Origin of the sequence: Vibrio sp. B4-6 (genome assembly GCF_963888245.1) — a bacterium.
Taxonomy (GTDB): Bacteria; Pseudomonadota; Gammaproteobacteria; order Enterobacterales; family Vibrionaceae; genus Vibrio; species Vibrio anguillarum.
This window is the reverse complement of sequence record NZ_CAWPIM010000044.1, coordinates 149,704-171,410: the sequence shown is the minus strand read 5'-3', so window position 1 is coordinate 171,410 and position 21,707 is coordinate 149,704. Positions and strand designations below refer to the sequence as shown.

The 21,707-nt window shown below is 44.9% G+C and carries 17 protein-coding genes; 3 read left to right on the top strand and 14 right to left on the bottom strand.

The window, feature by feature from the left end:
* The first annotated feature begins 211 nt into the window (after nt 1–211).
* Complete coding sequence (locus AACV20_RS12200) at nt 212–835, top strand: DUF2057 family protein (RefSeq protein ID WP_170907417.1); 624 nt, start codon at nt 212–214, stop codon at nt 833–835.
* A gap of 64 nt (nt 836–899) precedes the next feature.
* Here AACV20_RS12200 and AACV20_RS12195 read toward each other — a convergent pair whose 3' ends face one another.
* The 3 genes from AACV20_RS12195 to AACV20_RS12185 all read right to left on the bottom strand — a co-directional run bounded on the left by AACV20_RS12195 (nt 900) and on the right by AACV20_RS12185 (nt 4,094).
* Complete coding sequence (locus tag AACV20_RS12195) at nt 900–2,285, bottom strand: SLC13 family permease (protein ID WP_017045011.1); 1,386 nt, start codon at nt 2,283–2,285, stop codon at nt 900–902.
* Nucleotides 2,286–2,480: 195 nt separating this feature from the next.
* Complete coding sequence (locus tag AACV20_RS12190) at nt 2,481–3,338, bottom strand: alpha/beta fold hydrolase (protein WP_019283476.1); 858 nt, start codon at nt 3,336–3,338, stop codon at nt 2,481–2,483.
* Nucleotides 3,339–3,485: 147 nt separating this feature from the next.
* Entirely contained in the window at nt 3,486–4,094 is a 609-nt protein-coding gene (locus AACV20_RS12185) for a TetR/AcrR family transcriptional regulator (RefSeq protein WP_013868315.1), read from the bottom strand.
* A gap of 126 nt (nt 4,095–4,220) precedes the next feature.
* Here AACV20_RS12185 and AACV20_RS12180 point away from each other — a divergent pair, with 126 nt between their 5' ends.
* Complete coding sequence (locus tag AACV20_RS12180) at nt 4,221–5,177, top strand: AEC family transporter (RefSeq protein ID WP_013868314.1); 957 nt, start codon at nt 4,221–4,223, stop codon at nt 5,175–5,177.
* Between the two features lie 57 nt (nt 5,178–5,234).
* Here the strand turns inward: AACV20_RS12180 and AACV20_RS12175 are convergent, their stop codons facing one another.
* Entirely contained in the window at nt 5,235–5,984 is a 750-nt protein-coding gene (locus AACV20_RS12175) for a substrate-binding periplasmic protein (RefSeq protein ID WP_094125433.1), read from the bottom strand.
* 175 nt (nt 5,985–6,159) lie between these two features.
* Between AACV20_RS12175 and AACV20_RS12170 the strand changes: the two genes are divergently transcribed.
* On the top strand, nt 6,160–6,789 hold the full coding sequence (locus AACV20_RS12170) for an START domain-containing protein (RefSeq protein WP_026028159.1): 630 nt from the start codon (nt 6,160–6,162) through the stop codon (nt 6,787–6,789).
* 5 nt (nt 6,790–6,794) lie between these two features.
* On the opposite strand, the gene AACV20_RS12165 is transcribed toward AACV20_RS12170, so the two are convergent.
* The 10 genes from AACV20_RS12165 to AACV20_RS12120 form a co-directional block, all read right to left on the bottom strand.
* Nucleotides 6,795–7,190 carry an MAPEG family protein gene (locus AACV20_RS12165; protein WP_170907363.1) on the bottom strand — a complete coding sequence of 132 codons (396 nt, stop codon included), beginning with the start codon at nt 7,188–7,190 and terminating at the stop codon, nt 6,795–6,797.
* A gap of 86 nt (nt 7,191–7,276) precedes the next feature.
* Nucleotides 7,277–8,017: a DUF2931 family protein gene (locus AACV20_RS12160; RefSeq protein WP_170907362.1), complete on the bottom strand. Its 741-nt coding sequence runs from the start codon at nt 8,015–8,017 to the stop codon at nt 7,277–7,279.
* A 1-nt stretch (nt 8,018) separates the two neighbouring features.
* Nucleotides 8,019–10,154 (bottom strand): T6SS phospholipase effector Tle1-like catalytic domain-containing protein, encoded by a 2,136-nt coding sequence (locus tag AACV20_RS12155; protein WP_170907361.1) that lies wholly within the window; start codon nt 10,152–10,154, stop codon nt 8,019–8,021.
* Complete coding sequence (locus AACV20_RS12150; RefSeq protein WP_013868308.1) at nt 10,151–10,972, bottom strand: DUF4123 domain-containing protein; 822 nt, start codon at nt 10,970–10,972, stop codon at nt 10,151–10,153. Before AACV20_RS12150 ends, AACV20_RS12155 begins: the two co-directional genes overlap by 4 nt.
* A complete protein-coding gene (locus tag AACV20_RS12145) occupies nt 10,948–12,996 on the bottom strand; it encodes a type VI secretion system Vgr family protein (protein ID WP_170907360.1) in 2,049 nt (682 codons plus the stop codon). Before AACV20_RS12145 ends, AACV20_RS12150 begins: the two co-directional genes overlap by 25 nt.
* Nucleotides 12,997–13,163: 167 nt before the next feature.
* Nucleotides 13,164–14,459: a type VI secretion system ImpA family N-terminal domain-containing protein gene (locus AACV20_RS12140; RefSeq protein ID WP_170907359.1), complete on the bottom strand. Its 1,296-nt coding sequence runs from the start codon at nt 14,457–14,459 to the stop codon at nt 13,164–13,166.
* Between the two features lie 57 nt (nt 14,460–14,516).
* On the bottom strand, nt 14,517–18,062 hold the full coding sequence (gene tssM, locus AACV20_RS12135; protein ID WP_017045001.1) for a type VI secretion system membrane subunit TssM: 3,546 nt from the start codon (nt 18,060–18,062) through the stop codon (nt 14,517–14,519).
* Nucleotides 18,063–18,079: 17 nt separating this feature from the next.
* Nucleotides 18,080–19,477: a type VI secretion system protein TssA gene (tssA, locus tag AACV20_RS12130; RefSeq protein ID WP_094145615.1), complete on the bottom strand. Its 1,398-nt coding sequence runs from the start codon at nt 19,475–19,477 to the stop codon at nt 18,080–18,082.
* Between the two features lie 9 nt (nt 19,478–19,486).
* The gene (gene vasI, locus AACV20_RS12125) at nt 19,487–20,146 is read right to left on the bottom strand and encodes a type VI secretion system-associated protein VasI (RefSeq protein WP_170907358.1); all 660 of its coding nucleotides are present in this window, start codon (nt 20,144–20,146) and stop codon (nt 19,487–19,489) included.
* Nucleotides 20,143–21,705, bottom strand: coding sequence for a sigma-54 interaction domain-containing protein (locus AACV20_RS12120; RefSeq protein ID WP_166538028.1), 1,563 nt, complete (start codon nt 21,703–21,705; stop codon nt 20,143–20,145). Before AACV20_RS12120 ends, vasI begins: the two co-directional genes overlap by 4 nt.
* Nucleotides 21,706–21,707: the final 2 nt, after the last annotated feature.

Sequence of the window (21,707 nt, the reverse complement as noted above, 5' to 3'; positions counted from 1 at the left end):
GAAGACTAAATGGCATAATTTAAAATTAAGAGAATGACATTATCACGTGACTAACGATCTGATAATATTGACGAATGCATGACGCATGCCTCGCACTAAAGATGTTACATTTCAATGAAAATTAGTCACTTATGCCGTTGAGAACTTGCTTTTACAACCAACTATCGGCAACCTCTACTCTATTGCTTGCAAGGATAAAATAATGAACCTAATTAAACCGGCTTTATGTACATTAACCATGATCTTTAGTGCCTCTGTATTGGCTAATATCACTCTTGAAATTCCAGACACCATTAACTTATTAGCGGTGAATGGTCAGAAGCCCGAAACTTCTGGCAGCCTATTTTCCTCAGCGAAAAGCCTTGAGCTGGCCGATGGTGAACAACAAATCGTCTTCAAATACGCGCCTTATTTTACGCAAGGGAATGATCGCGTGATTATCGAAAGCGATGCAGTCATTGCCACATTCACCGCAAAGGATGCAAAACTGAATTTTGCCATGCCTGAATACCGTGATGCACATCGAGCAGAGAAAGAGATTAAAACAATGCAATGGTCACTGATTGACCAAGCAGGCCAAACACTAGAGATAAAGCAAGATCGCCTTCTTAAAGAAGGGTATCAAGTAGGCCGTGACTATATCCGTGAAGCAAATGACTATAATCGCGCAGGGGGTATTGCAGCTATTGGAATGACGGATGTTGCTATGCTGCAAAATGAACTAGCTCAGTCAGGAAATGTACAAAACGCCGCCGAAGAAATGCTGCATTTTTGGTACAACAAGGCTGATGAGAAAACGAAAGTACGCTTTAAAGAATTCGTTAACCAACAGTAATAACATCTCAATATGAGCTCTCTGAATTGAGAGCTCATTAGTATTGAAGTAGTTTGTGCTTAGCTTACCAGAACAGCATCGCAATCATGGTCAGCAAGCCAATACAAGCAATATTTAGCATCATACCCACTCGCATCATCTCACTTTGCTTAATGTGTCCAGAGGCAAACACTATCGCATTGGGTGGCGTCGCAACGGGCAACATAAATGCACAAGAAGCCGCAATAGCAATCAATACAGATAGAATCACGGGTGAGATACCAAAGGCTTCAGCAACACTGGCAAACACCGGAATAAGCAGCGCTGCACTGGCTGTATTACTCGCGAATTCCGTTAGGAACACCACGAAAACAGCAATCACGAATACAATAAAGAACAGACCTAAATGAGAGATCAGGGCACTTAGTTCATTGGCTAGGAAAACGCTGGTTCCCGTTTGCTTAAGTACGTTGCTCAAGCAAATGCCGCCACCAAACAGCAGTAATACCCCCCAATCTGCCGTTTTTTCTACATCTTTCCAGTGCACCACTCGGGCAAAATTGACCAAAACAATCGCACCCAGCGCAACCAGAGTATCAAAGCTCGCAAAACCACCCAGCATGGCATTGACTGGTTTGCTAAATATCCAACAAAAAACCGTTAATGCGAAAATACCAAGCGTGACGACTTTACCTTTATCCCAAGTAACAGGTTCATAATTGAGCTCGAACTCTCCATTAAGATCCGGTTTTAATGCGAAATATAAAATAGTAATCGCAATGGGCAGCATAATCGCCGCCGTTGGAGCACCAAATTTCATCCAATCTGTAAATGAAAGACCAACCTCAGCCGCGGCAATCGCGTTAGGAGGGCTTCCTACGATGGTTGCAATACCACCAATGCTGGCGCTGTAAGCAATACCTAACAGCACAAAAACATAGGTCGAATGACCACGGTCTTTATCCACTTTGCTGAGCACTCCAAGCACAAGCGGTAGCATCATCGCAGCGGTGGCGGTGTTACTGATCCACATTGAAAGCGCGGCAGTCACACCAAACAACATGAATACCGCAACGCTCATTTTCCCGCGCGCCATGATAAGAACTTTATCGGCAATAACTTTATCCAGCCCCTGCCGATGCATAGCAGCAGCCAATGCGAATCCACCTAAAAATAGGAAGATAATCGAGTTAGCAAAGTTATTGAGCGCCGTTTGGGTGTTAAAAACACCAAAAACGATGGCCATGATAGGCACAAGAATGGCCGTGACTGTGACGTGTAAAGCTTCCGTTAACCACAGCACAGCAATAAATGCCAGCATACTAATGCCCAAAGCGACATTAGTATCAACAGGTAAGGCATTGTACAGGACAAAAAACAGGACAATATCGGCTAGGATGATAAGGCTGTTGCGGTTAAAAAACCATTCTCGGGTGTTGGAGGGTAAAGGGACACTATCGTTTCTATTCATTATTATTTTTCCTTATGAGGGCCTACTGGCAACAATATGATCACACATATTCAAACAAGGAGATAATAATTATTGCGAAATTGTTAACCTTATCAAGACTATGGTTAACAATTTAACACTTTGAAATAAATGGAAAACTATTGGTTAAATTACGTCCATCCAATTACGGCTTCAAATTAACTTAAAACGAACACCTTAGCATGGTATTCCTGCCAACAAATCAAATCCGGACTTAACTTGTTCACCTTTCATCACACGTCCATGTCCTTGGTTTTGGGTGGTAATAAGTGACACTTTCTCGATTTCTTCTGCCGCTCGCTTTGAAACAGAATATTTGGTGAACTTGTCATTCTCATCGTGAACAATGACGCTGCGAGATTGACGCTGAGCAAGCTTATGGTAAGGATCGATAGATTGAATGGGATAACGATATTGATCGGCAACTTCCGCAACAACGGCCTCAAATAAGCGCATCGAATAGCCAGACCTTGCCACACTGCTGAATAAGTTATCCAAATAATCCAGCACGGGCGCGACCAATAGCATTGGACAATGCTCAATTTTATGATGTCGGCACTCTAATGCGGCGGCCGTCCCCATACTGTGTCCAACGATACCAGCAACATTGTCAATACTATCGAGTATCGCTTCCAACCCTCCAACAAACGCAGGAATGTGACCATACACGCCCTCGCTTTGACCATGTGCTGGGTGATCATAAGCTAATGCCGTATAACCACGTGCCGCAATATGCTCCATCAGTGGATAAAACTGACTTGCCGTGCCAGACCAACCATGAGTCAATAACCAAATGGGACCACTTCCGAGTTGATAAGTCGTCAGAGCCCCTTCAACGCACATTACACGGCCAGTTTTCAGGCCAATTGGCGGCTGGTTTTGAGGCTTACTTCTTGCCGGAGTCAACAATACATTTCGTGCAACTTTTTTGGCATGTGACGGTGCGAGCGTGTGATGAAGACGAGTGCTCATATTAACCAATGTACGTTTCACACTGAATGTGTTTGAGGTGCTAAAATAGATTTTTTCACTCACTGAGTTGCCCTTCCTCTCGATAAAATAGAACGTTCGTACTATTTCTAATTAAAAATTTTTATTTTGTTAAGTATTTGATTTTGTTAAATAAAAGTGCATTTGTGCTGTTGCAGGCTCGTTCTTCTCGCTGTGAAAAGCGAGAATTAGCTAACATTGCTGCTTCACTATATTTCGCCATCGAGACATTAAATCGCCCACGCCTTTCCAAAAATGTTGATAACTTTCCATTTGGCCGTAGATCGAGTAGAACAAATGAGCACTTAAATAGAGTCCATACAACTCATAAGCAGCCTGCTTTACATCCAACTTCGGATGAAACTGTGCGCTATCAACCCCTTTTTGAATTTGAATTTGCAAGTAATGAATCCAAGTCGCGATGGTTTTTTTAAGTACTTTTTGAATTGCGCAATCACAAGTTGCGGCATCTTTCCACGCATCTAAAAACATACAACTGCCTTGGAATGAATGATTCCAACCTAACCAGTGCTCTAACAGCACTCGCAATTTAGCTTCGATATTCTCGTCGCCAATCAGGCGAGCCGGTGTAATAACACGCTCAGTAAACACAGAATGGGCATGCTCTAATACTGCAATTTGCAAATTTTCTTTAGCATTAAAATGCGCAAACAAACCACTTTTTGATAAACCGCACTGTTTTGCCAACTCACCGATAGTGAGACTTTCCAAACCGTTTTCACTGGCTAATTCGAACGCTTTGTTCAGTACATTTTCTCTTGTAATTCTACCTTTGCTCATATTATGCCGACTCTCACTTCATACCATGCTATTTTTAGCACGTTCGTTCTTTTTTGCAAATTTGATTTTGCAAAATGAGGAACTGTGGAAGAATAGCAACGCTATGAGCAACTTCAATGGATTGATATGACAACGATTATCGAACAACTTTTGTTTTCGGCCTCAATTACAGGGCCTATCTGTTTGATGTTAGTACTGGGCGTTGTACTGAAGCGAACGGGGGTTATCAACGATAATTTCATCGATGTCGCGTCACGCATCGTATTCCAAGTCACCTTACCAGCCATGCTATTTCTTAGCATCGTCAAATCACAGCACGATTTTTCTTCCAGTGCAGCACTGATTGGCTATGGACTACTCGCTAATTTCCTATTTTTTCTTTTCACGACTTTTTTCACCAAAAAAGCGTTCCCACAACATCTGGATCACGGCGTGATCATCCAAGGCGGGTTTCGTGCGAATACCGCTATTATCGCTTTGGCTTATGTCGCAAATACTTATGGCGAACCTGGGCTAGCATTAGCGGCGATGTACGTTGCCGCAACCACTATCCTTTATAATATTCAAGCGGTGATAACACTCACGCCAAAAGGGGAAAGTTCAGGGCTCAAAGCCGCAGGAGTAATTGCCAAAACACTCACCAAAAACCCACTGATTATTGGTATTCTGCTCGGTGTTTTATGCTATTCCTTATCCCTTCCAATCCCGAAAATGGTTACTGATGCTGGCCAATATTTTGCCAATATGACACTACCATTAGCACTACTGTGTACTGGCGGCTCACTCAATATAGGTTCACTCAGAAGCGACAAAGCACCGGCTTGGTTTGCCACTGCCCATAAGCTGATTCTCGCCCCGATATTGATCACATCGGGTGCGTTACTTTTTGGCTTTCGCGGGTTAGATCTCGGGCTAGTCTTTTTGATGAGTGCATCCCCTACCGCTGCGGCCAGTTATGTTATGGCTAGAGCTATGGGAGGAAATGCAACCTTAGCGGCCAACATCATTGCATTGACGACCGTATTTTCACTGTTTACTTGTACACTAGGCATCTTCCTGCTCGCGTCTCTGAACTTAATTTAACAGCCTTTTAATTCACTGCGGAAAGGTAAGAAGGAAGGGCCATTCAAAAAAAGCGAATCATTCCATCATGGAGACATCACTTTCTTTCAGTCCATGATTAAATAGCGTCAACAGTTGCTCACTTCGTTCACCCATTTTAGGGAACAATAGATAGTTATTATTGATGAGAAAAGGTTTGGGATGGTGCGTGATCATTTCTCGCCATTGCGGTAAGTATTTATCCAGAGTGTAATAACCGATATGAATTTCTTCTGGCATGAGATCAATCCTCTTTTTCACCAGCCGTTCGAAGTTCTGTTTTGGATCATTGACTCGAGACATTTTTATTTGCTGCGTTTCTAACAATCTGTCTAACTCGGCACCATAGCTGTAGGCAATGCCACCTCCTAAATGTAACCCCTTAAGATCATAGAGACTTTCCCAGTGAAAGTCGGTTTCTTTATGGTGAAAAAACACGAAGCGTTCATCGCTCACCGCTTCACTATAATAAAAATCTACCGTTCGCTCTTGGTTAAACATCCAAATAGCAGTTGCATCATAACGTCCAGCTTTGGCTTCGGCGTATGCTCTCGCCCATGGGAAAAAATGAAACTCAACTTCGTAGCCAGCATCCTTAAATACTTTACGGATGATCTCAGCAACAAAACCATTATTTTCAAGGTGTTGACCAATAAACGGCGGCCATTCACCAGCACTAATACGAATAATATGACTATTGTGTATTGAGGATGGCGCTGCCCATGCGGGAATAGAAATCCATGATAGGATGAGACAGAGCCAAACCTCATACCATCTTAAAGATTTCATTGCCGTACCTGAACATTGAGCAAACTTTTAAGAAACATAACAAAAACTAATAAAACAAAACGTATACATAATATATTTATGTTTTTATGCTAGTGCAGTTCTTAAACCCACTTTTTGTAACCAACACGACAAAAATAAGGCCACGTGCTACAACATCAATGAGGAAAGAACCATGATGAAATGGATAGTTGGTTTAAGCCTACTATTTAGCAATGTTGCTAGTTTGGCAGCGACTTCGGTCGATTGGTTACAGGTAAAATCAGAAGACGGCATTACGATCTACTCGCGCCACCATAGCGATGGCTTAGTCCAAATACGGGCGCAAATGTTCGTACCCACTAGCTATTTCGCTTTTATGCGGCTATTAGATGACAGTGAACATGTACCAAACTGGATAGATAACGTGAGTAACAGCCGTGTGCTGCAAAAAATTTCAGATACCGAGAATATTGTTTACACCCAATTCTCGGCACCATGGCCAGCTAAAAACAGAGATATGGTGACTTATTCAAAATTTGAGATGCTACCTAATGGTTTAAGTTTAGACATAGTGGATGCCCTAAATTACTTGCCTGAACAACCGGGATACATCCGTATCACTCAAGTCAACGCACATTGGACGCTGCAAAAACTGACTAATGGTATGACTCACATCGATTATATTGCCTTCGCTAATCCAGGAGGTGCACTACCTAACTGGTTAGTGAACAAACTGTCCACTGACAGTGCCTTTACCACATTTAAAGGCTTGCGCCGAGAATTGGCCACTTATCAAGATAAACTTCACCCTGCCGTGAATGAATAGCATTCTTAACCCAATACTTGGCCAAAAGGCAGGTAAACAATATTCAGCACGATCAAGATAACCATCGCACTGAAGGTTAGCTTCATACCACAAATCCGCCCTTTAAGTTGGTCACTTAAAATCGCTCTGGCATGTAAAATTCGGCCAACGATAAACGTAATACCCACCCCGTGGATCCACCATACGCTGGCACCATTAAACTCCAATAACCCCATTAGGATTAAAGTAATAGGAATGTATTCTGCGGCATTTCCTTGCGCGCTGCGAGCTAATTGCAGTGCTGGTACTCCACCATCGGCATATCTCACTTGGTTAGCCCGACGCTGTTTAATAACGTTAATCGCTAGCCACAAAAATAATACTGAAAGTATCGATGCATATAGAGCAGTAACCATGGTCATTCCTTTTCAGGTCAGTAGTGCCTCTAAGTGCCTCTATAGTAGTGCATCAAGCACGTTCAGATCACTACTCTGATTCAAAGCAATCTCTAGTGCTGGAGTGGCTTAATCTCTTGAGCCGAATACACCTTATTTACTTTATCCCAAGGAATCGGGTCAATTGATACACCTGCGTCTTTTGCGCGTTGGTGAATACGCCCTAAATAAGAAGCCTCTTTATATGTGTCAGCTGTAAAACCATTACTATCACGATCCATGACTTTATCTGGTGCTAATTCTGCTAGATAGACGGTCTCGCCACAACCTCTTAGCCAAACTTTGGCTTGCCCATTTGGCAGTAAACCGAACACGAATTCGGTGCGATAGCAAACATTACCCAATGAACCATCTCGATTTTGGTAAAGACTTTTTCTTGCCATCAAACTTTTAACGTCTTCAGATACAGTATATTTGGTGACATAAAACTGAGTGTTGATAAGTGAAACCCAATACAAGTAAAGACTATCTGGTGGCAATTTAATCTTTACAACTTGCTCACCCTGCGTATTCATAGCAAAACTATGTACAGGCAATCCAAAACCATCATATTCAGGTAACCAACCTTGAATATTTTTTAGATCACTAATTCTCATAAAATGAGAAAAGGTATGCAAAGGAGACGTCCAGTTTTGCGCCTCATTTACTCCATAAGCTTGAGTAACTTTAACAGGGTAAAAAGAGGACATAGAGACGCTAACGCTCCATGCCTTCTCTGGTATTGGCCCCGCATAAGATGAGCAAGCACTTAACAATACCGTGATCAACAAAACAGATACACTTTTGAAATACATTCTATTTCCCTTTTTCGCATGGGTAGCTGGCACGCTTGTAGCAACTTTGGCTTTCATCCCAAAGCGGTTTGAGTGCAAAACTATCATCAGATGAATGGTGAAATAAGTTTAACTGCATCAACTCTTGTTTACGTTTTGCATCAAACTCACTCTCTAACTTGGCATACTGCCCTTGCTTTGCCATATCCAGTACTTTTTGATTTAATGTCTTAAAACTGGTAGCTAAAATATTATTCGATTGTTCAGGAAAGTCGACAACTCTATAAGCACCACGATCCGGGTCTTGCCATAGAAAACCATCGTCATCGGCCACTGGCACCCCCTGAAACTCAGCTAAACCATACATTAATCTGAGGTATAAACGGGAGAGTTCACCTTCCACCTTACGCTGTATATAAAGGCGACCGACCACTCTGCCGCCCTCTTTTTTACCATGATTAATAAACTCAATTTGTGGCTCTGTGTAATCACTCTTCTGCCAACCGGTGGCTAAATCACGCTGTTTATACTCAGCCAGCTTTCTTCTCACGTATTGCTCGGCGCGATCCTTATCCCAGCGGTCAGAGAAAGAGCGGCTCACACGCTTCACCAACTTCTTCTCTAAGATCGGCAAGAGATAATCACTATTGTTGTAGCTCAGGCGTGAATGGTAACCGCCACCAATATCGGAATGGGCTCCGGGAAGAACAAATTCATGAAAATGCGCAGCCGAATCCACAGAGTTAAGATGGTTAAGGCTAAAGTTATAGCGGCACTCAATGCTAGGATCGGCGGTTAAATGAACAGCACGCCGAACGCGCTGAGGATCAAGCCATAACCTCATATCACCGTTATCATGATGAGTTGAAAAATCAAAAGAGAGTAGGTCAACCACAGAAGCTACGGTATCAAACAGGCCTGCAAAAGTAATCTCACAGTTGGCTTTAGCCTCATCTGCTTCATCCCAATCAAACCCATACGCCAAGGGAACGCCACTTTTTTGGCACGCCTTGCTAAACGCTTGAGCAAACTCGCCCTGCTCGCCATCCAAAACCACATTGATGAAGTGTCTTGCGGCAGCGGCTCCACGGCTAAAGCCAAATACATCAAACTGCAGCTTATTAAAACCGTCAACGGTATTCGGATCTGCTTCAGCAAAGACTGATTTAATATTTATAATTGACGTTGACAGTTGCTCTATGGAAGTACTGACTTTAGCGGTCACACCATATTTACCTATCCCAGCCCCCTGCCCAAAAATTTCCGATTCATCAGCTGGCGCAATATTTGTGCTATTTCCTGTACCAATACCAGTAACATATTCAGCTATAGAATAGGCAAGCCTGTTTTCAGAAAATTGATTTTTCTCATAAAGTTCAAACAACTTCTGTACATTGGTTAGTTCATTACTAGCACTGCCTGCCACTGTCTCTACTTCGCCTTCATCATTTTTAAATAAAGAGATAAAAAAATTGTCTTTTTTAGGATAATCAAAACACTCGCTCGATAAGTGAGTAGCAGGAATGTCGTTTTTAAGCCGCCCTGTTTTTCTGGAAATAATGTCGCAATCAACCTTGTATTTCATTTTCCATGTTTGGTAGTAATTCTCTAACTGAGTCTTCCCCCACTGCGCACTGTAGCTATTATTGGCCGTACCATCAAAAAACATACCTACACGTAAGGTAATAAAGTTAAATCCTCTCACTTTAAGAACATAACTTTTATCTGTCAGTAAGTTGCAAGCATCCGCTTGACCTTTTTGGTGCCTTACGGGTAAAGCTTGTTCTGCCGTCAATTCGGTTAGATCGCCACTGGTTACGTTTAGAAAACTAGCACTATTACCTAAATGGTCTTGGTATTGTTTGGCAAAATCCAAAGTAGGGTCGGCTTCATTATTGGGTGTTCTCAGTTTACCCTGAGACTCTCTTAACCATTGTTCAGCATCGAGAGTGAGCGTCACCGGGCCGGGGGCAAGCGTTTTAAGCAAGATAGGTGCTTCACCTAATACGACGGGAAATTCATGCTTTGCTGAGTCAGTGATAGTGCCAGTGATGCCTTCAAATGGCTTATTGAACTCATCACGGATGATAATTTCAATCCAATGCGTTCGATTTTCACACGGCGCACAAAAAGGGCTAACTCCTGTTGTACTTCTCATTGCCAGCTCTCCTTAATGGCCTTTAACTCTTTCAGTTCATCCGATGTTAAATGTAAAGGATGGGATAAATCATCAAGCGCGGTATCGGTTGCAGTGACGAGCGCAACTAACGCATGCTGCTCTGCGACCTCATAGCTATTTTGCTTTTCTAATGCTGATTGCAAGGCTGATAATATCGTCTGCTGCGGTGATTCTAGGCGTTGTAAAAGATGCGGCAATAGCTCCCACCAACGTCTTTCTAAGGAATTGGCATGAACATTTATGTTGTACAAAGGCGCTAGGTGGTGAGGTAACATCTTCCACCAAGTCCCGTGGCGAAGCACAAATTCACTGCATGAGGTATTACTGAAGGTAATGAGAGCGTCTTCTTCATGGTGATCAATCGCCACCAATTGGTTGATGTTGCCTAAAAAGTGATTCACCTCAGTTTCATCCATCGCTCGTAGTATGGGAATAATCACATCACGATCATAAAAGCGAAACATCACTTCTTCGCCATCTAATGCGGCAATTAATAAGCTCCGCAGATGACCCAAAACTTCTTGTGTGCTTACCTGGCTTGACAACACTAGTCCCTGAGCAAGGAGCGATTCTGGCAACTCCAAGACAATATCAGTGACAGGAATTAGCCACGGTGATAGCGGCATAACTGAGTCAAACATGGAGCCATAAAATAAAGGCACGGCTTCCTCAAATCCAAAACCACCATTTTGCGCTAAAGCAAGCTTGTGAAGTTTATGATCAACCAACCAATATTGATGCTCTGATTGTGCTTCAAACCACGATTTCAACATTAGGCATCCCCGGCTAATGGGCATACTTTTACGGCTGGCACTCGTGCTTCTTCAGCTTGCAATAGCGCTTGGTAAAGAATGGTTTGAGGTGGCGCGGGGGATTTTTGCAGTTCAAGCTCACCAGGTAATAACGGTAAATCACCACTAAAACCACTGCCACTGCCCGCACTTCCGCCTGAGTTTAAATTAACACCCGCCCCAGAAAGATGGACACCAGCAGGATCGACTTTGACAAAACTGCCACCGGCTGTCACGGTAATTTCTGATCCAGCTTCGATCACCACTTTTTGTCCAGCTTTGATGTGGATTTCATCTCCACTTTCATTAGTCCAAACTTGCCCTGATTTTACGTGCAAAGAACCATCGACCACTAATATACAGCTACCCTTAACCGATTCGCGGCTTTCGCCCTCCACCGTGAGGTGGTGGTTATGTTTAATGTGCGTGAATTGGTCGTTATCCACCGTGAGGTGCTGGTCGTGCTTGATGTGCGTCGTGGCGTCATTGAGCACCAAGGCGTCTAAGTCTTTTTGCGCGTGTAGGTAGATTTTCTCTTGCGCCGCTTGATCTTCAAAGCTCAGCTCGTTAAACCCTTCTCCTTGGTGCGTTTCACTGCGCAGCACGGTTTTGGTTTTGTTATCCGGCAGTGTGTACGGCACTTTATTGGTGGCATGGTAGGTACGGCCTGTCACTATCGGTTGGTCTGGGTCGCCGTTGAGAAACGAGACGATGACTTCATGACCAATGCGCGGAATGGCTATCATGCCGTATTGGCTGCCGGCCCAACCTTGTGACACGCGCACCCAGCACGAGCTGTGTTCATCGCCGTTGGAATATCTGTCCCACGGGAAATGCAGTTTGACGCGGCCATGTTCGTCGCAGAAGATTTCTTCGCCGTCAGGGCCCATGACTAACGCCATGCAAGGGCCATCCACTTGAGGTTTGGCTTGCGGTGTCGCACGCCACGTGACATCGGCAGGAATGAGCGTGAATTGGTTGCTGTACGTGGTCGCGCCACTGCCGCCCTCTTCTTCCAAAGCTTGTGGCTGACGCCCTTGATGATGCACTTGCACTACAACCCAATCGCGGTTCGCGCTGTCGTCAAGATGCTCCTGTAAGTCGAACTTTGTGCCCGCTTGCAGGCCAGGATGGTTACTTTTTCCGGTCGCGGTACGCGCTTCTCGTCGTAAGTACTCTAAGCGAATTTGATTAAAGGCTTTGCCGCTGACGTCGTCTTTAAAGCGACCCGGTGCATCAAAGTGTTCGTAGGTCGCTTGCTGGTAATCCATCTCGCGCCCTTGCGCTTGCTGAGCAAACGAGTAGCTCGGTTTTTTAAAGCTGTAATCTTGCAGCGCGCTGTGGCTCACTTCGGTTTGGCTGTGTTGCGTTAATTGCGACACATAAGGGCTCTCCATCACGCCACCTGCGAGGGCGTTGTAAGGAATAGGCGTTTCTCGCTTTATCAGGCTTTGGCTGTCGTCACTGAAAAAGAGGGTGTGTTTCCCCTCTTCATGGATGAAGTGATACACCAAGCCCTCTTCGGCGGCTAAGCGCTGCAAGAAGTCGATATCCGTCTCACGGTACTGCACGCAGAATTCACGCTGAGCACACTCACGTTTCAGCGAGAAGGCGTAGTCGTTAATGCCCATTTCTTGCAGTACGATGGAGAGGATTTCGGGAACGGTTTTGAGCTGGAAAATACGGCTGTTTTGGCGCAGTGATAGCCGCTCTAATGCCGGGACTAAGGTAAGTGAGTAAAAGGTGTGATGATGGCCAATATCGCCTTTACTGAACTGGCGCACAATGCCGTGCACGCGCTGCACGACAAGGCCATCACGCAGCATCTCAAGCTGAGCGGTTTTGTCCACCAGCTCCAGCGCCGTTAAGCCAGATTGGCGACTGGCCAGTTTTATCTCATAGCGAAAACCGTAGCAATGCAGGCCCGCTTGCGCGCTATCAGACAGCGATTCCACGCCTTGGTATTCACGTACCACTAACGTGTCGTCTGCCAAACCCTCCACGGTGAGCCTAAAACTTAACCTTGCCATCTTTTTCCCTTCCACTCTTTTATCGCAAAATGACACTAGTACAGCAAGTGCAGTGCCAGATATTTTTCTTTTATATTCATGATCTTATAAACAGCTCGATTGACAAAGGCAACAAACTGCCTGATATGAGCAAAAAGTTGCCCTTCAATAACCAATTGTTGCTCAGCTTATTGAGCCTGAGCTTCCTGATTATGTGTCACAGTCAAATGCTCAAACTGCTTGTCGAGCTCGGCCATTTTCCAGCTCAAATTATTAAGCCGCTGCTTCAAAATCATAAACTCCTGTTCAGCCTGTACAACATCACCTTTTTTGAGCAACTCTTCGACATATGCAGTTCTCCCATAAATAGGTGACAGACTAATAGCGAACTCCTCCAGCGATTTGGTTTGTCTTTGCAGTTCGGTTAATTTTCCTTTTTGCGCGAGCAGCGCGATGTTGGCCATCTTGGTTCTCGTTTCACTAAAACGCTCCATAAAGCGCTCAGTTTGTTGCAGAGCTTCACGCTTAGCATCGGCAAACGCTTGATCAACCTCCAGCACTGATTCGGTTTGGGGATAAAGTTGCAATAACGCATCCAACACTTGCTGGGCTTCAACACGAGCCGATTCAAAAGAGCGCGCCATTTTTTGCTCAATCGCCTCTCGGTACAATGGCACAATCTCATTTGACAACTGTTCAAGCTTGGCTGGCGAGTTGGCCTGTTGAAACGCATTGACCTGCTCTGGCGTATGTAAAACAGGTAACCTTAGGTTGGTTGCATAAGATATTGAGTTGAAAAACGGCAAATAAGTGACGGCCCCATACACCATCACAACACCAAGAACACCGGATATAAAAGCGGCCACATGCGTAACACGTGAGCGCTTTTGACTACGCACCTGCTCAACCTGTTCCATTTGAGTATGGCGCTTTAGTAGCGAATGATATTGCGTTTCTAAACGATCAATATGTTCAAAAATAGCAAAACCTACTCCTTCGAAATCAACCAAATAGTCCGGCTGTTGCAGCTCTAAAATGGTATGCATGCGCTCACAAAAGCGCTCACAACGGTATAAATCACGCAGTGCTTCATGATTCGGACGCAGATCTTTTAACTCCCGCACTACACGAGCATTAACCCAATCGAGCACTTCCTTGCGCATTTTCGCCGATTTTACGTCCGGTTTTGGCAAATTACTTAAGCAGCAGCACAGCAGTTCAACACCATTGGCGTATCCCGCTAAGCCCTGCATTTTTAAACAGGCTACGGTGTAATAACCGCACAGCAAAAGGTCAATCCCCGGGCCTTTTGCTAATGTTTCACAAGCAACTTTCACCACAGCCCAGTCTGGACCACCTGATAATGGGTTGTTACGACGATTGATCTCATCTCTCACCTTTTGGTAGGCATCAATGTGACGAACAGCGGCAGCATCATCTATCAAATGAAAACGAGCGTGGTCGATAAATACAATATTGGACATGACTACAGCGTCCTAAGTGAGTTGAGGAGCGATGACCAATCGCTCCTCACTATTATTTTAGTAAAGGGTTTTCGAGAGTTTGAATGACTTAAATAACCGCTCGGTGAATGGGTTAATATCTGCCTCTGAATTGAGTCGATAAATCATCTCACCACCGTCAACTGCAAACTTAAAGTCAACCGACGTGGAACTAGCACCCACCACATCACCTTGTTCAAGCAAGCGGAAAAATGCCCACGGACCTTGGATATTAATACTTCGTGGCGACATATTATTTTTAGTCGGCACTAACGTTACTTTAGAGATCGCAGAATCACGCAGCGTATTTGGCCAAATCAACTCGACACTGTCTCTTGGGCCGTGACTATAAGCGAGATATTGACCGTCAACATTCAGCACACTGCGGCGTTTGTTGTTGCTCAAGCGTAGTGGTTCAACCGAGAAACTAACGTCTAAGACCCCTTTGCGGTTAAAGAAAGCTTGCTGAATTTTCTTCGCCTGCTTGAGCTGTTCTAGAACGTCTTTGCGAATAATAGACTGCGCGTTATCGTCATCATTGACCGCAATATTTTCTTCCACAAACATTCTTAGCTGGTTGTTGTAGAAGTTGTCTAATGTGCCGTTGGGCGCAAAAAATGCTTCAAAGTCAGAAAGAGAACTGTCTTTGTTGGATGACTCATTAAATGGATAGCGCCCAGCTAATTTCTCTTCAAAGGTTTTGTAAACATCGTCATGCCAACGAACTTCAAGGTGCTTAATCGCTTCTTGTTTGACAACATACCAACTCTCATCCGCCAGTTTAGACACCATAGTATCGAGCGGTTTAGGCAAACCTGATGCAATACGTTTCACCGTGTAAATTGGATCAGCGTTCACTAATTTTACGCGTGCTTTAGTGGCATCAAGCGCAGCCATACCAACATCTGGCGCTTCTTGAATAGATTTGAGGTAATTTTGTAACTCTTCCACCGCCACTAATACTTCATTGATGTACGCTGGCTTATCACCGACTGGCTTGAGCATAGCGTTTAGTTCAGCAAAGGGTGCATCAATCTGCGAAGCAACTTTGTATTTTGGATTTTTTAACAGCTCTTTTTGCGCGGCTTCATCTTTAGGCACACTGGCATACATTTGAGTATTGCTTTCTAAAGTGCGAAGCAAACGCTGCATCGGTTCAATGTTGCCGGTAAAGTTTTCTAATACTGACACCGCGTCATTGATGTCGCTAAAATACTTAACGCTGATTTCATTAAGAGCCGCACGCCAGGTATTGGTGTAGTCCGCCACATACAAGCTGCGGATTTTGTTACGAAGGTCATGCTTATCCGCTTCGCTAAATTGAGCCGATTTGGATTGCCCTAGTACCCAACTGTCGATCAAGGCCAGCTCAGAAACGGATTCTGATTGCGGCATGAAGTAATCTTCAAACCCTTTTTTGGTAAGCATTTGCGGAATATACAGCGAGCTGCTGTTGACCACTCGCTCTTCAAAAACCACATCAAAGACGGGGCCAATCAAGTTGCGTAAATTGATCGAGGGGCCAAGAACCGTTTGTGCATTCAACTTCAAATTACGGTAAACACGTTGATCGTTAGGCATAGAACCAAGATCAGACTGCACTTTCGCCACCACCTGATCATAAGGCTTCATCACCGACTCTGCATTGCGATCACCGCGCGCGCGATCACCCGCTAAATCCGTGTGTAACATGGCGTAGTCTAAATGCCCCAGTAGTTCTTCTTGGATCACGCGTTGCCCAGCGAACTCTTGCTGCCAGTATTTGGAGAAATAATCGAGTACATAATCCTTATAGCGGCCACTTTTATCTACCATCATGCGATAAACACGCAGCACGGCCAGCTTCTCTTCATCTGTTTTGGCTTGGTTAAGCTGCACAACGACATCAGCCATGAGCAGAGGTAAAAAACGGTTTTCCAATAAATTCAAATAGGTCGCTTCAACCATTGGACCAATCGTGTGGCCTTGGTACAAACCAAAATCGGAAATATACTGTGGTTTATCACGGAAGAAGCCAAACTCTAACGTCGCTTCACGAATTTTATTGAGCGGCACGAGAACATCTTGCTGAGAGGCTAAATAAAGATTAGAGGGGAACTCGTTTTTGTACTCGTTTACTTTCGCTAACACCGCATCAGAGTGCTTCACGTTACTAAGGTAATAACGATGCCAAGTGCCGACTAATAACACAGTTGCAATAGAACAAGCCACTACTGACAAACCAATCAAGCGCCGTTTTTGCTTCGCAACACGAAAATTATCCGAGGCAAGTCCAGCTTCAGGATAGATGATGTTATTAAACAGTTTTTGTGTGAAATAAACCGTTGAGTTTTTGGCTTGCTGCGCTTTATTAATGGCATGATCTAGCCCGTAACGACGTGAAGCGGCATCATCAAATGCGTTTGTGGGTACGCCCTGTTGATACACAGAAGTGAAATACGCACCACGCACCAAAGCCGACGTAGAGAACTGATCACTGGCCAATGCATCGTTGAAAAATTGTAATAAGATCTCTTTTAAACCGGAGATTTGACGCGTGAAGCTATAAATAGCATTGCGCTCTTCCAAATCCATCGGCACAGAAACCGCGTGCGGCAGTACATCATTAATGCGCTCAACAAACTGACTGTAGTCTTTTGAAAACTCGTTGAGCCAGTTATCCAAGTCATCAATAGAGTCGAGCGAAAAGGTAAAGCCCAGCACATCTTCACGCTGACTGCGCGAGTAATGTTTAAAGAAAGGTTCAAAACCGTGTAATAAATCCAATTTCGTCAATGCAATATAGACAGGTAGACGCGTGGATAACGTCTCCATCAGTTCACGTAAGCGAGCACGTAATAAATTGGCGTAAGCTTTACGCTCGGTTGCAGTTGCGGTTGCTAAGTGAGAAACGTCTAACGCTAAAACAATACCGTTGAGTGGACGACGGCTACGCGTTCTCTCCAACCAATTAACAAAATGAAGCCACAAACGGCGCTCCATCGCACCATCGTTATCATTGCTGTGGTTACCTTGTGTCAGTAGCTCTCCATCAGGATCAATCAGTACCGATTCATCGCCAATCCACCAATCAAACGAATACGGGTTTTCACTTTTTTGACCCGAGGCTCGCATTACCGAAGAAAAAACAAAGTTTTGCCCAGAGCGGTTGATGAGGCTGGTTTTACCGGCATTTTCCAAACCGAGCACTAAATACCATGGCAACGCATAAAGATAATTACGTTTATTGAGGTTCTCTTTCATGCTGACCATCACTTGGTTCAGCTCAACCTCTTGGCGCTCTTCATAGGCTTTAATTGGATCTTGGCGAAGCTGATCTTCACGCTTTTGCTCGGCTTTAAAACCTTGCAATTTTCGCCACTGCCAAACACCCCAAACGGCCAATGCACCTAAAGTGAACAAGCTACTTGCCACTGCGCGAGCGGTTATCGATTCAAGTGGCTTATTACCCGCGATCTCTAGCCAAGGGCCTGCCCACCAAATCGCAACATTCAATAAAATGAATGTGCTAAATAGCAAAATAGGCATCGCCGCGGCAATGCCCGGTGTTAACTTTCTTGCGATCCCAACAATAAATTTCCACATGGGTTTGTGTCCTTCGTTTACTCTGACGTTGTGTATTGTTCTAATTGCTCAACTAATGAGGGTTCCCAATCGGTAACGCTCATGGTGCTAACCTGAGCATGTAACGTTTGGTACTGTTCTTTCGCCATCGCATCTAAATTATTGCTATTTAACAAATCAGCCGATAATAACCGCCAATAGAATTTATCCCTTGGCTCACTGGCGCTGACCAGACCATCGTTGAGCATAGAGAGCGCCACCGCAATGCCTCCCTCTTTCGCTAAGCTAAACGCCTCTTTGCGTTTGTCTTGCCAATCACCTGCTACTTGGCCTTGGGCGCTACTTTGCTGCTGGCTGAGTAGCCACTCTTTTACACTCGCATTGACAAAAGGCTCGCCTCCTTTGAATTTCAATTCGAGCAGCGCAGGTAGACGTGCCACAAACTGCTGGCTTTCACTCAAAATGGCTTCACTCCACGCCTTTTGGCCTAAACTTTGCGCGATTTTATAGCTCATCATCTGCCCTTCAAACCAGTAAGGTGCCATGGTCAAACTCTGCTCTACCTTGCGCCATAAGGCTAAATCTGGGCTACGCATTTGGTCGTGATACTCTTTGATTCGTTCTTGCGCCATCGCCCGTAACAGTGTTTCACCGCTGACGTCGTGCTCAGGTAATGAGGTAATACTTGACCACACGGCAAAACGCCTGACTCGTATTGCCAAGGCAATGCCGAACTCTTGTTCAGACAAAAACTCAGCCACCTTTAATAAGGTCTGCTTAGTGGCTTTGTCACTTGAACTGTCGACTGAGATGGCGCTCTGGGTGGTGGTTTTACGTTCAACCGCCGGAGTCTCTTGCACATGTTGAGTCGCTTGCTCACGTTCTGTTGCACGGCGCAGTTGGGCTTGAACTTTAGCCACTAGACTTTCAACGCTTTCAGACATCAGTCCGGCTTGAGTAGTCGCTTGCTGTAGCGCGTCGATCGCGGTGTTTAACTCATCACGATCTGGTCCATCAAATTGTGCGAAATCTAACTTGTCGATGACTAAGGCTAACCGCTGCACAATCTGGCTGAAGAATTTGCGACGTGGCAAACTGCCTCTTTTGCCTGGCGCAGGGAAGCAATCTTCCCAGTAAAGGGACATGAAATCGCTCAGCAGCTGCAGCGACGTGGTGAAACGTAGCGGTGTGACTTGGTTATGCAAACACTGCAACAAGTAGATCAATAATTTGAGATCTTTACTTTTTTCGCTGAGCAGTTTGAGCGTACTGTGTTCGACTTCATCCCATTGCACACTAGCGTGGGAGAGTGACCCCACTTTCATCATTTGATCTTCAACAAAATCAAACAGTGGATCATCAATCAGGCGCTCACCCACAGGGTTATCGGCTTGAATAGGCTGAGTAATACAGCGGCGATAATCGGTTAACTCCATTGGAACTCCTTACCAACCACAGCGTGTTTTTAGTGCCGTTAATGATTGCGAAAGCTCGCTCGCATCAAACTGCAATCCATCAACAAAAGGAGAGTTTGAACGCAGCACAAGGCGATTTTCTCGCGCCATCGCTTTCATCATCTCAATCGCTGGCATGCCTCTGCCTGAGGAAAAGAGCAAACCTAAATCGTCACTACGCCAAGATTGTGCCTGCATATTAGCAATCGACACTTGGATGCGAGGGTCATCAATCGCGCTAGGAAACGCCAATTCCACTCGACTCAAATTGTCGATACAGCTCATCAGCAGCACAGGTTTAGCGTTATCGTCAAACTTTGTATTTTGATTTAACGCAACCAAAGTAATCCACGCATTCCCTTTATCATCGTCGCCCTCAACGGTTAAGTGACTTGCTTCCTCGTCTTGATACTGGCTGATGCTATCAAAGGCGCGTTGCCAAGATAGCGGTGCATTGGGCGTTACCGCTTGGGGCATCACCACGTCAGAAGGCGTTTTAAACAGGTGGTCAAAACAGCTCAATCGCTCTAACCGAGATGTGATCGTAGTGCATTGCTCTGCTTGTGCTACAGCGTCATTTTCCGCATTTGCCATGGGAAAATACAGCGTCATAGAGAGGCAAACTGTGAGCCTAAACAACCGTTTATTCATGGTGTTTTAATCTCCAATTTTTGGCATTTATAGGCCAAGGTCCGCTTGGGAATACCGAGGCTTTGGGCCGCTTTGGCCCTGTCACCAGCAAAATATTGGAGGCGCTCACGGATAATACGAGACTCAAATTCATTCACCGCTTGTTTTAAATCATCCACCACTCGGCTGACACCGGGCTCAGCTTTAGCGACCTTATGCCCATGTCGTTCAGTCTCTGGCTGCTGATCGGCTTTAGTGTATGCTAAACGTTGTGTAAAGCAGGACTCCTCCACCTGTGTGCCATCCAGTGTTTGCGCACAACCAAATTCAATAAGGTGCTTGAGTTCACGCACATTACCGGGAAAGTCATAACGTTTTAGGCAATCGATCGCTTTATAGTGTACACCCCGAATGTTGGTTGCATGCTGTTGATTAAAGCTGCGTACAAAATGTTGGCTAAGCCGTTCAATATCATCCATCCTTGCCGCAAGGCGTGGCAAAGTGATCGGGTACTGAAATAAGCGGTAATAAAGATCCTGACGAAACGATTTATTACGCACTTGTTCGAGAAGATTGACATGCGTTGCTGAAACCAAACGAAAATCAGAAGATTGTTCGTTTTTACCGCCAATCGGCCGAAAAGATCGAGATTCCAACACTCGCAGTAATTTGGCTTGCAGGCTCAAGGGCATATCACCGATTTCATCCAAAAACAGGGTTCCGCCATCGGCTTGCGCAATCAACCCTTGTTTATCGCTATCCGCGCCGGAAAACGCCCCTTTGCAGTAGCCGAACAGTTCACTTTCCAATAAGTTTTCAGGGATAGCCGCGCAGTTAATAGCAACAAATGGCGCTTGTTTACGGGGCGAGAGTTGGTGCACCGCTTGCGCGACCAACTCTTTACCTGTCCCTGTTTCACCTTGCACCATCACTGAAAGCTGTGATGGCGCGGCGTTGATGATCTGCTCTCTTAATTTTTTCATCGCCAAACTGTTACCGATTAAGGTTTCAGAGAGGCTCGCAATTAATGAACGACGAGCGTTGTCACGCTGAACGTCAGACAAGGATTCCGATAAGTTTTGTCGATTTTGTTCTTCCCGTTGCATCTCATTAAGCAACGACCACTGATGGCAAAAAACATCCACATACTTGATAAAATCTGGCTGCTCAAATAGACCTTCCAAGGTATGGGTTTCACCAATCAACATCAAAATAGACTGAACTTGTGTATCCCCATTCGGTAACGGGTGTACAACCACGCTATCTAACATGCCGACCCGGCTAGTGAGTTGACTAAACAGGCGATTAGATTGCCAAAAAACCAATTCATCAGCGGTTAAGTGCATCGATTTGGCCGATTGCAATACATGGGCAAACGGACAATCAAAATCGGTGACCGACCAGCTTAAATTCAGCGGGTTATCCTGTGGCACTAAGGTACGGCCGTCTGAACTGGGAACCAGTAACAAGCAAGTATCGAGCCTTAGCTCTCGGCGCAGCGTTTCTACAAACAATGCGGCCAATTGGCTAGGCTTTCTCGCGACAACAAGCTCGGTTGCGTAAGCTAACCAGTGACTCATGA

Excerpts from the sequence above, each read along its gene's own strand:
- vasI (WP_170907358.1), bottom strand. The coding sequence starts at position 20,146 with ATGAATAAACGGTTGTTTAGGCTCACAGTTTGCCTCTCTATGACGCTG.
- tssM (WP_017045001.1), bottom strand. The coding sequence starts at position 18,062 with ATGTGGAAATTTATTGTTGGGATCGCAAGAAAGTTAACACCGGGCATT.
- tssA (WP_094145615.1), bottom strand. The coding sequence starts at position 19,477 with ATGGAGTTAACCGATTATCGCCGCTGTATTACTCAGCCTATTCAAGCC.
- AACV20_RS12195 (WP_017045011.1), bottom strand. The coding sequence starts at position 2,285 with ATGAATAGAAACGATAGTGTCCCTTTACCCTCCAACACCCGAGAATGG.
- AACV20_RS12180 (WP_013868314.1), top strand. The coding sequence starts at position 4,221 with ATGACAACGATTATCGAACAACTTTTGTTTTCGGCCTCAATTACAGGG.
- AACV20_RS12185 (WP_013868315.1), bottom strand. The coding sequence starts at position 4,094 with ATGAGCAAAGGTAGAATTACAAGAGAAAATGTACTGAACAAAGCGTTC.
- AACV20_RS12120 (WP_166538028.1), bottom strand. The coding sequence starts at position 21,705 with ATGAGTCACTGGTTAGCTTACGCAACCGAGCTTGTTGTCGCGAGAAAG.
- AACV20_RS12150 (WP_013868308.1), bottom strand. The coding sequence starts at position 10,972 with ATGCCCATTAGCCGGGGATGCCTAATGTTGAAATCGTGGTTTGAAGCA.
- AACV20_RS12145 (WP_170907360.1), bottom strand. The coding sequence starts at position 12,996 with ATGGCAAGGTTAAGTTTTAGGCTCACCGTGGAGGGTTTGGCAGACGAC.
- AACV20_RS12140 (WP_170907359.1), bottom strand. The coding sequence starts at position 14,459 with ATGTCCAATATTGTATTTATCGACCACGCTCGTTTTCATTTGATAGAT.
- AACV20_RS12165 (WP_170907363.1), bottom strand. The coding sequence starts at position 7,190 with ATGACCATGGTTACTGCTCTATATGCATCGATACTTTCAGTATTATTT.
- AACV20_RS12175 (WP_094125433.1), bottom strand. The coding sequence starts at position 5,984 with ATGAAATCTTTAAGATGGTATGAGGTTTGGCTCTGTCTCATCCTATCA.
- AACV20_RS12170 (WP_026028159.1), top strand. The coding sequence starts at position 6,160 with ATGAAATGGATAGTTGGTTTAAGCCTACTATTTAGCAATGTTGCTAGT.
- AACV20_RS12155 (WP_170907361.1), bottom strand. The coding sequence starts at position 10,154 with ATGAGAAGTACAACAGGAGTTAGCCCTTTTTGTGCGCCGTGTGAAAAT.
- AACV20_RS12160 (WP_170907362.1), bottom strand. The coding sequence starts at position 8,017 with ATGTATTTCAAAAGTGTATCTGTTTTGTTGATCACGGTATTGTTAAGT.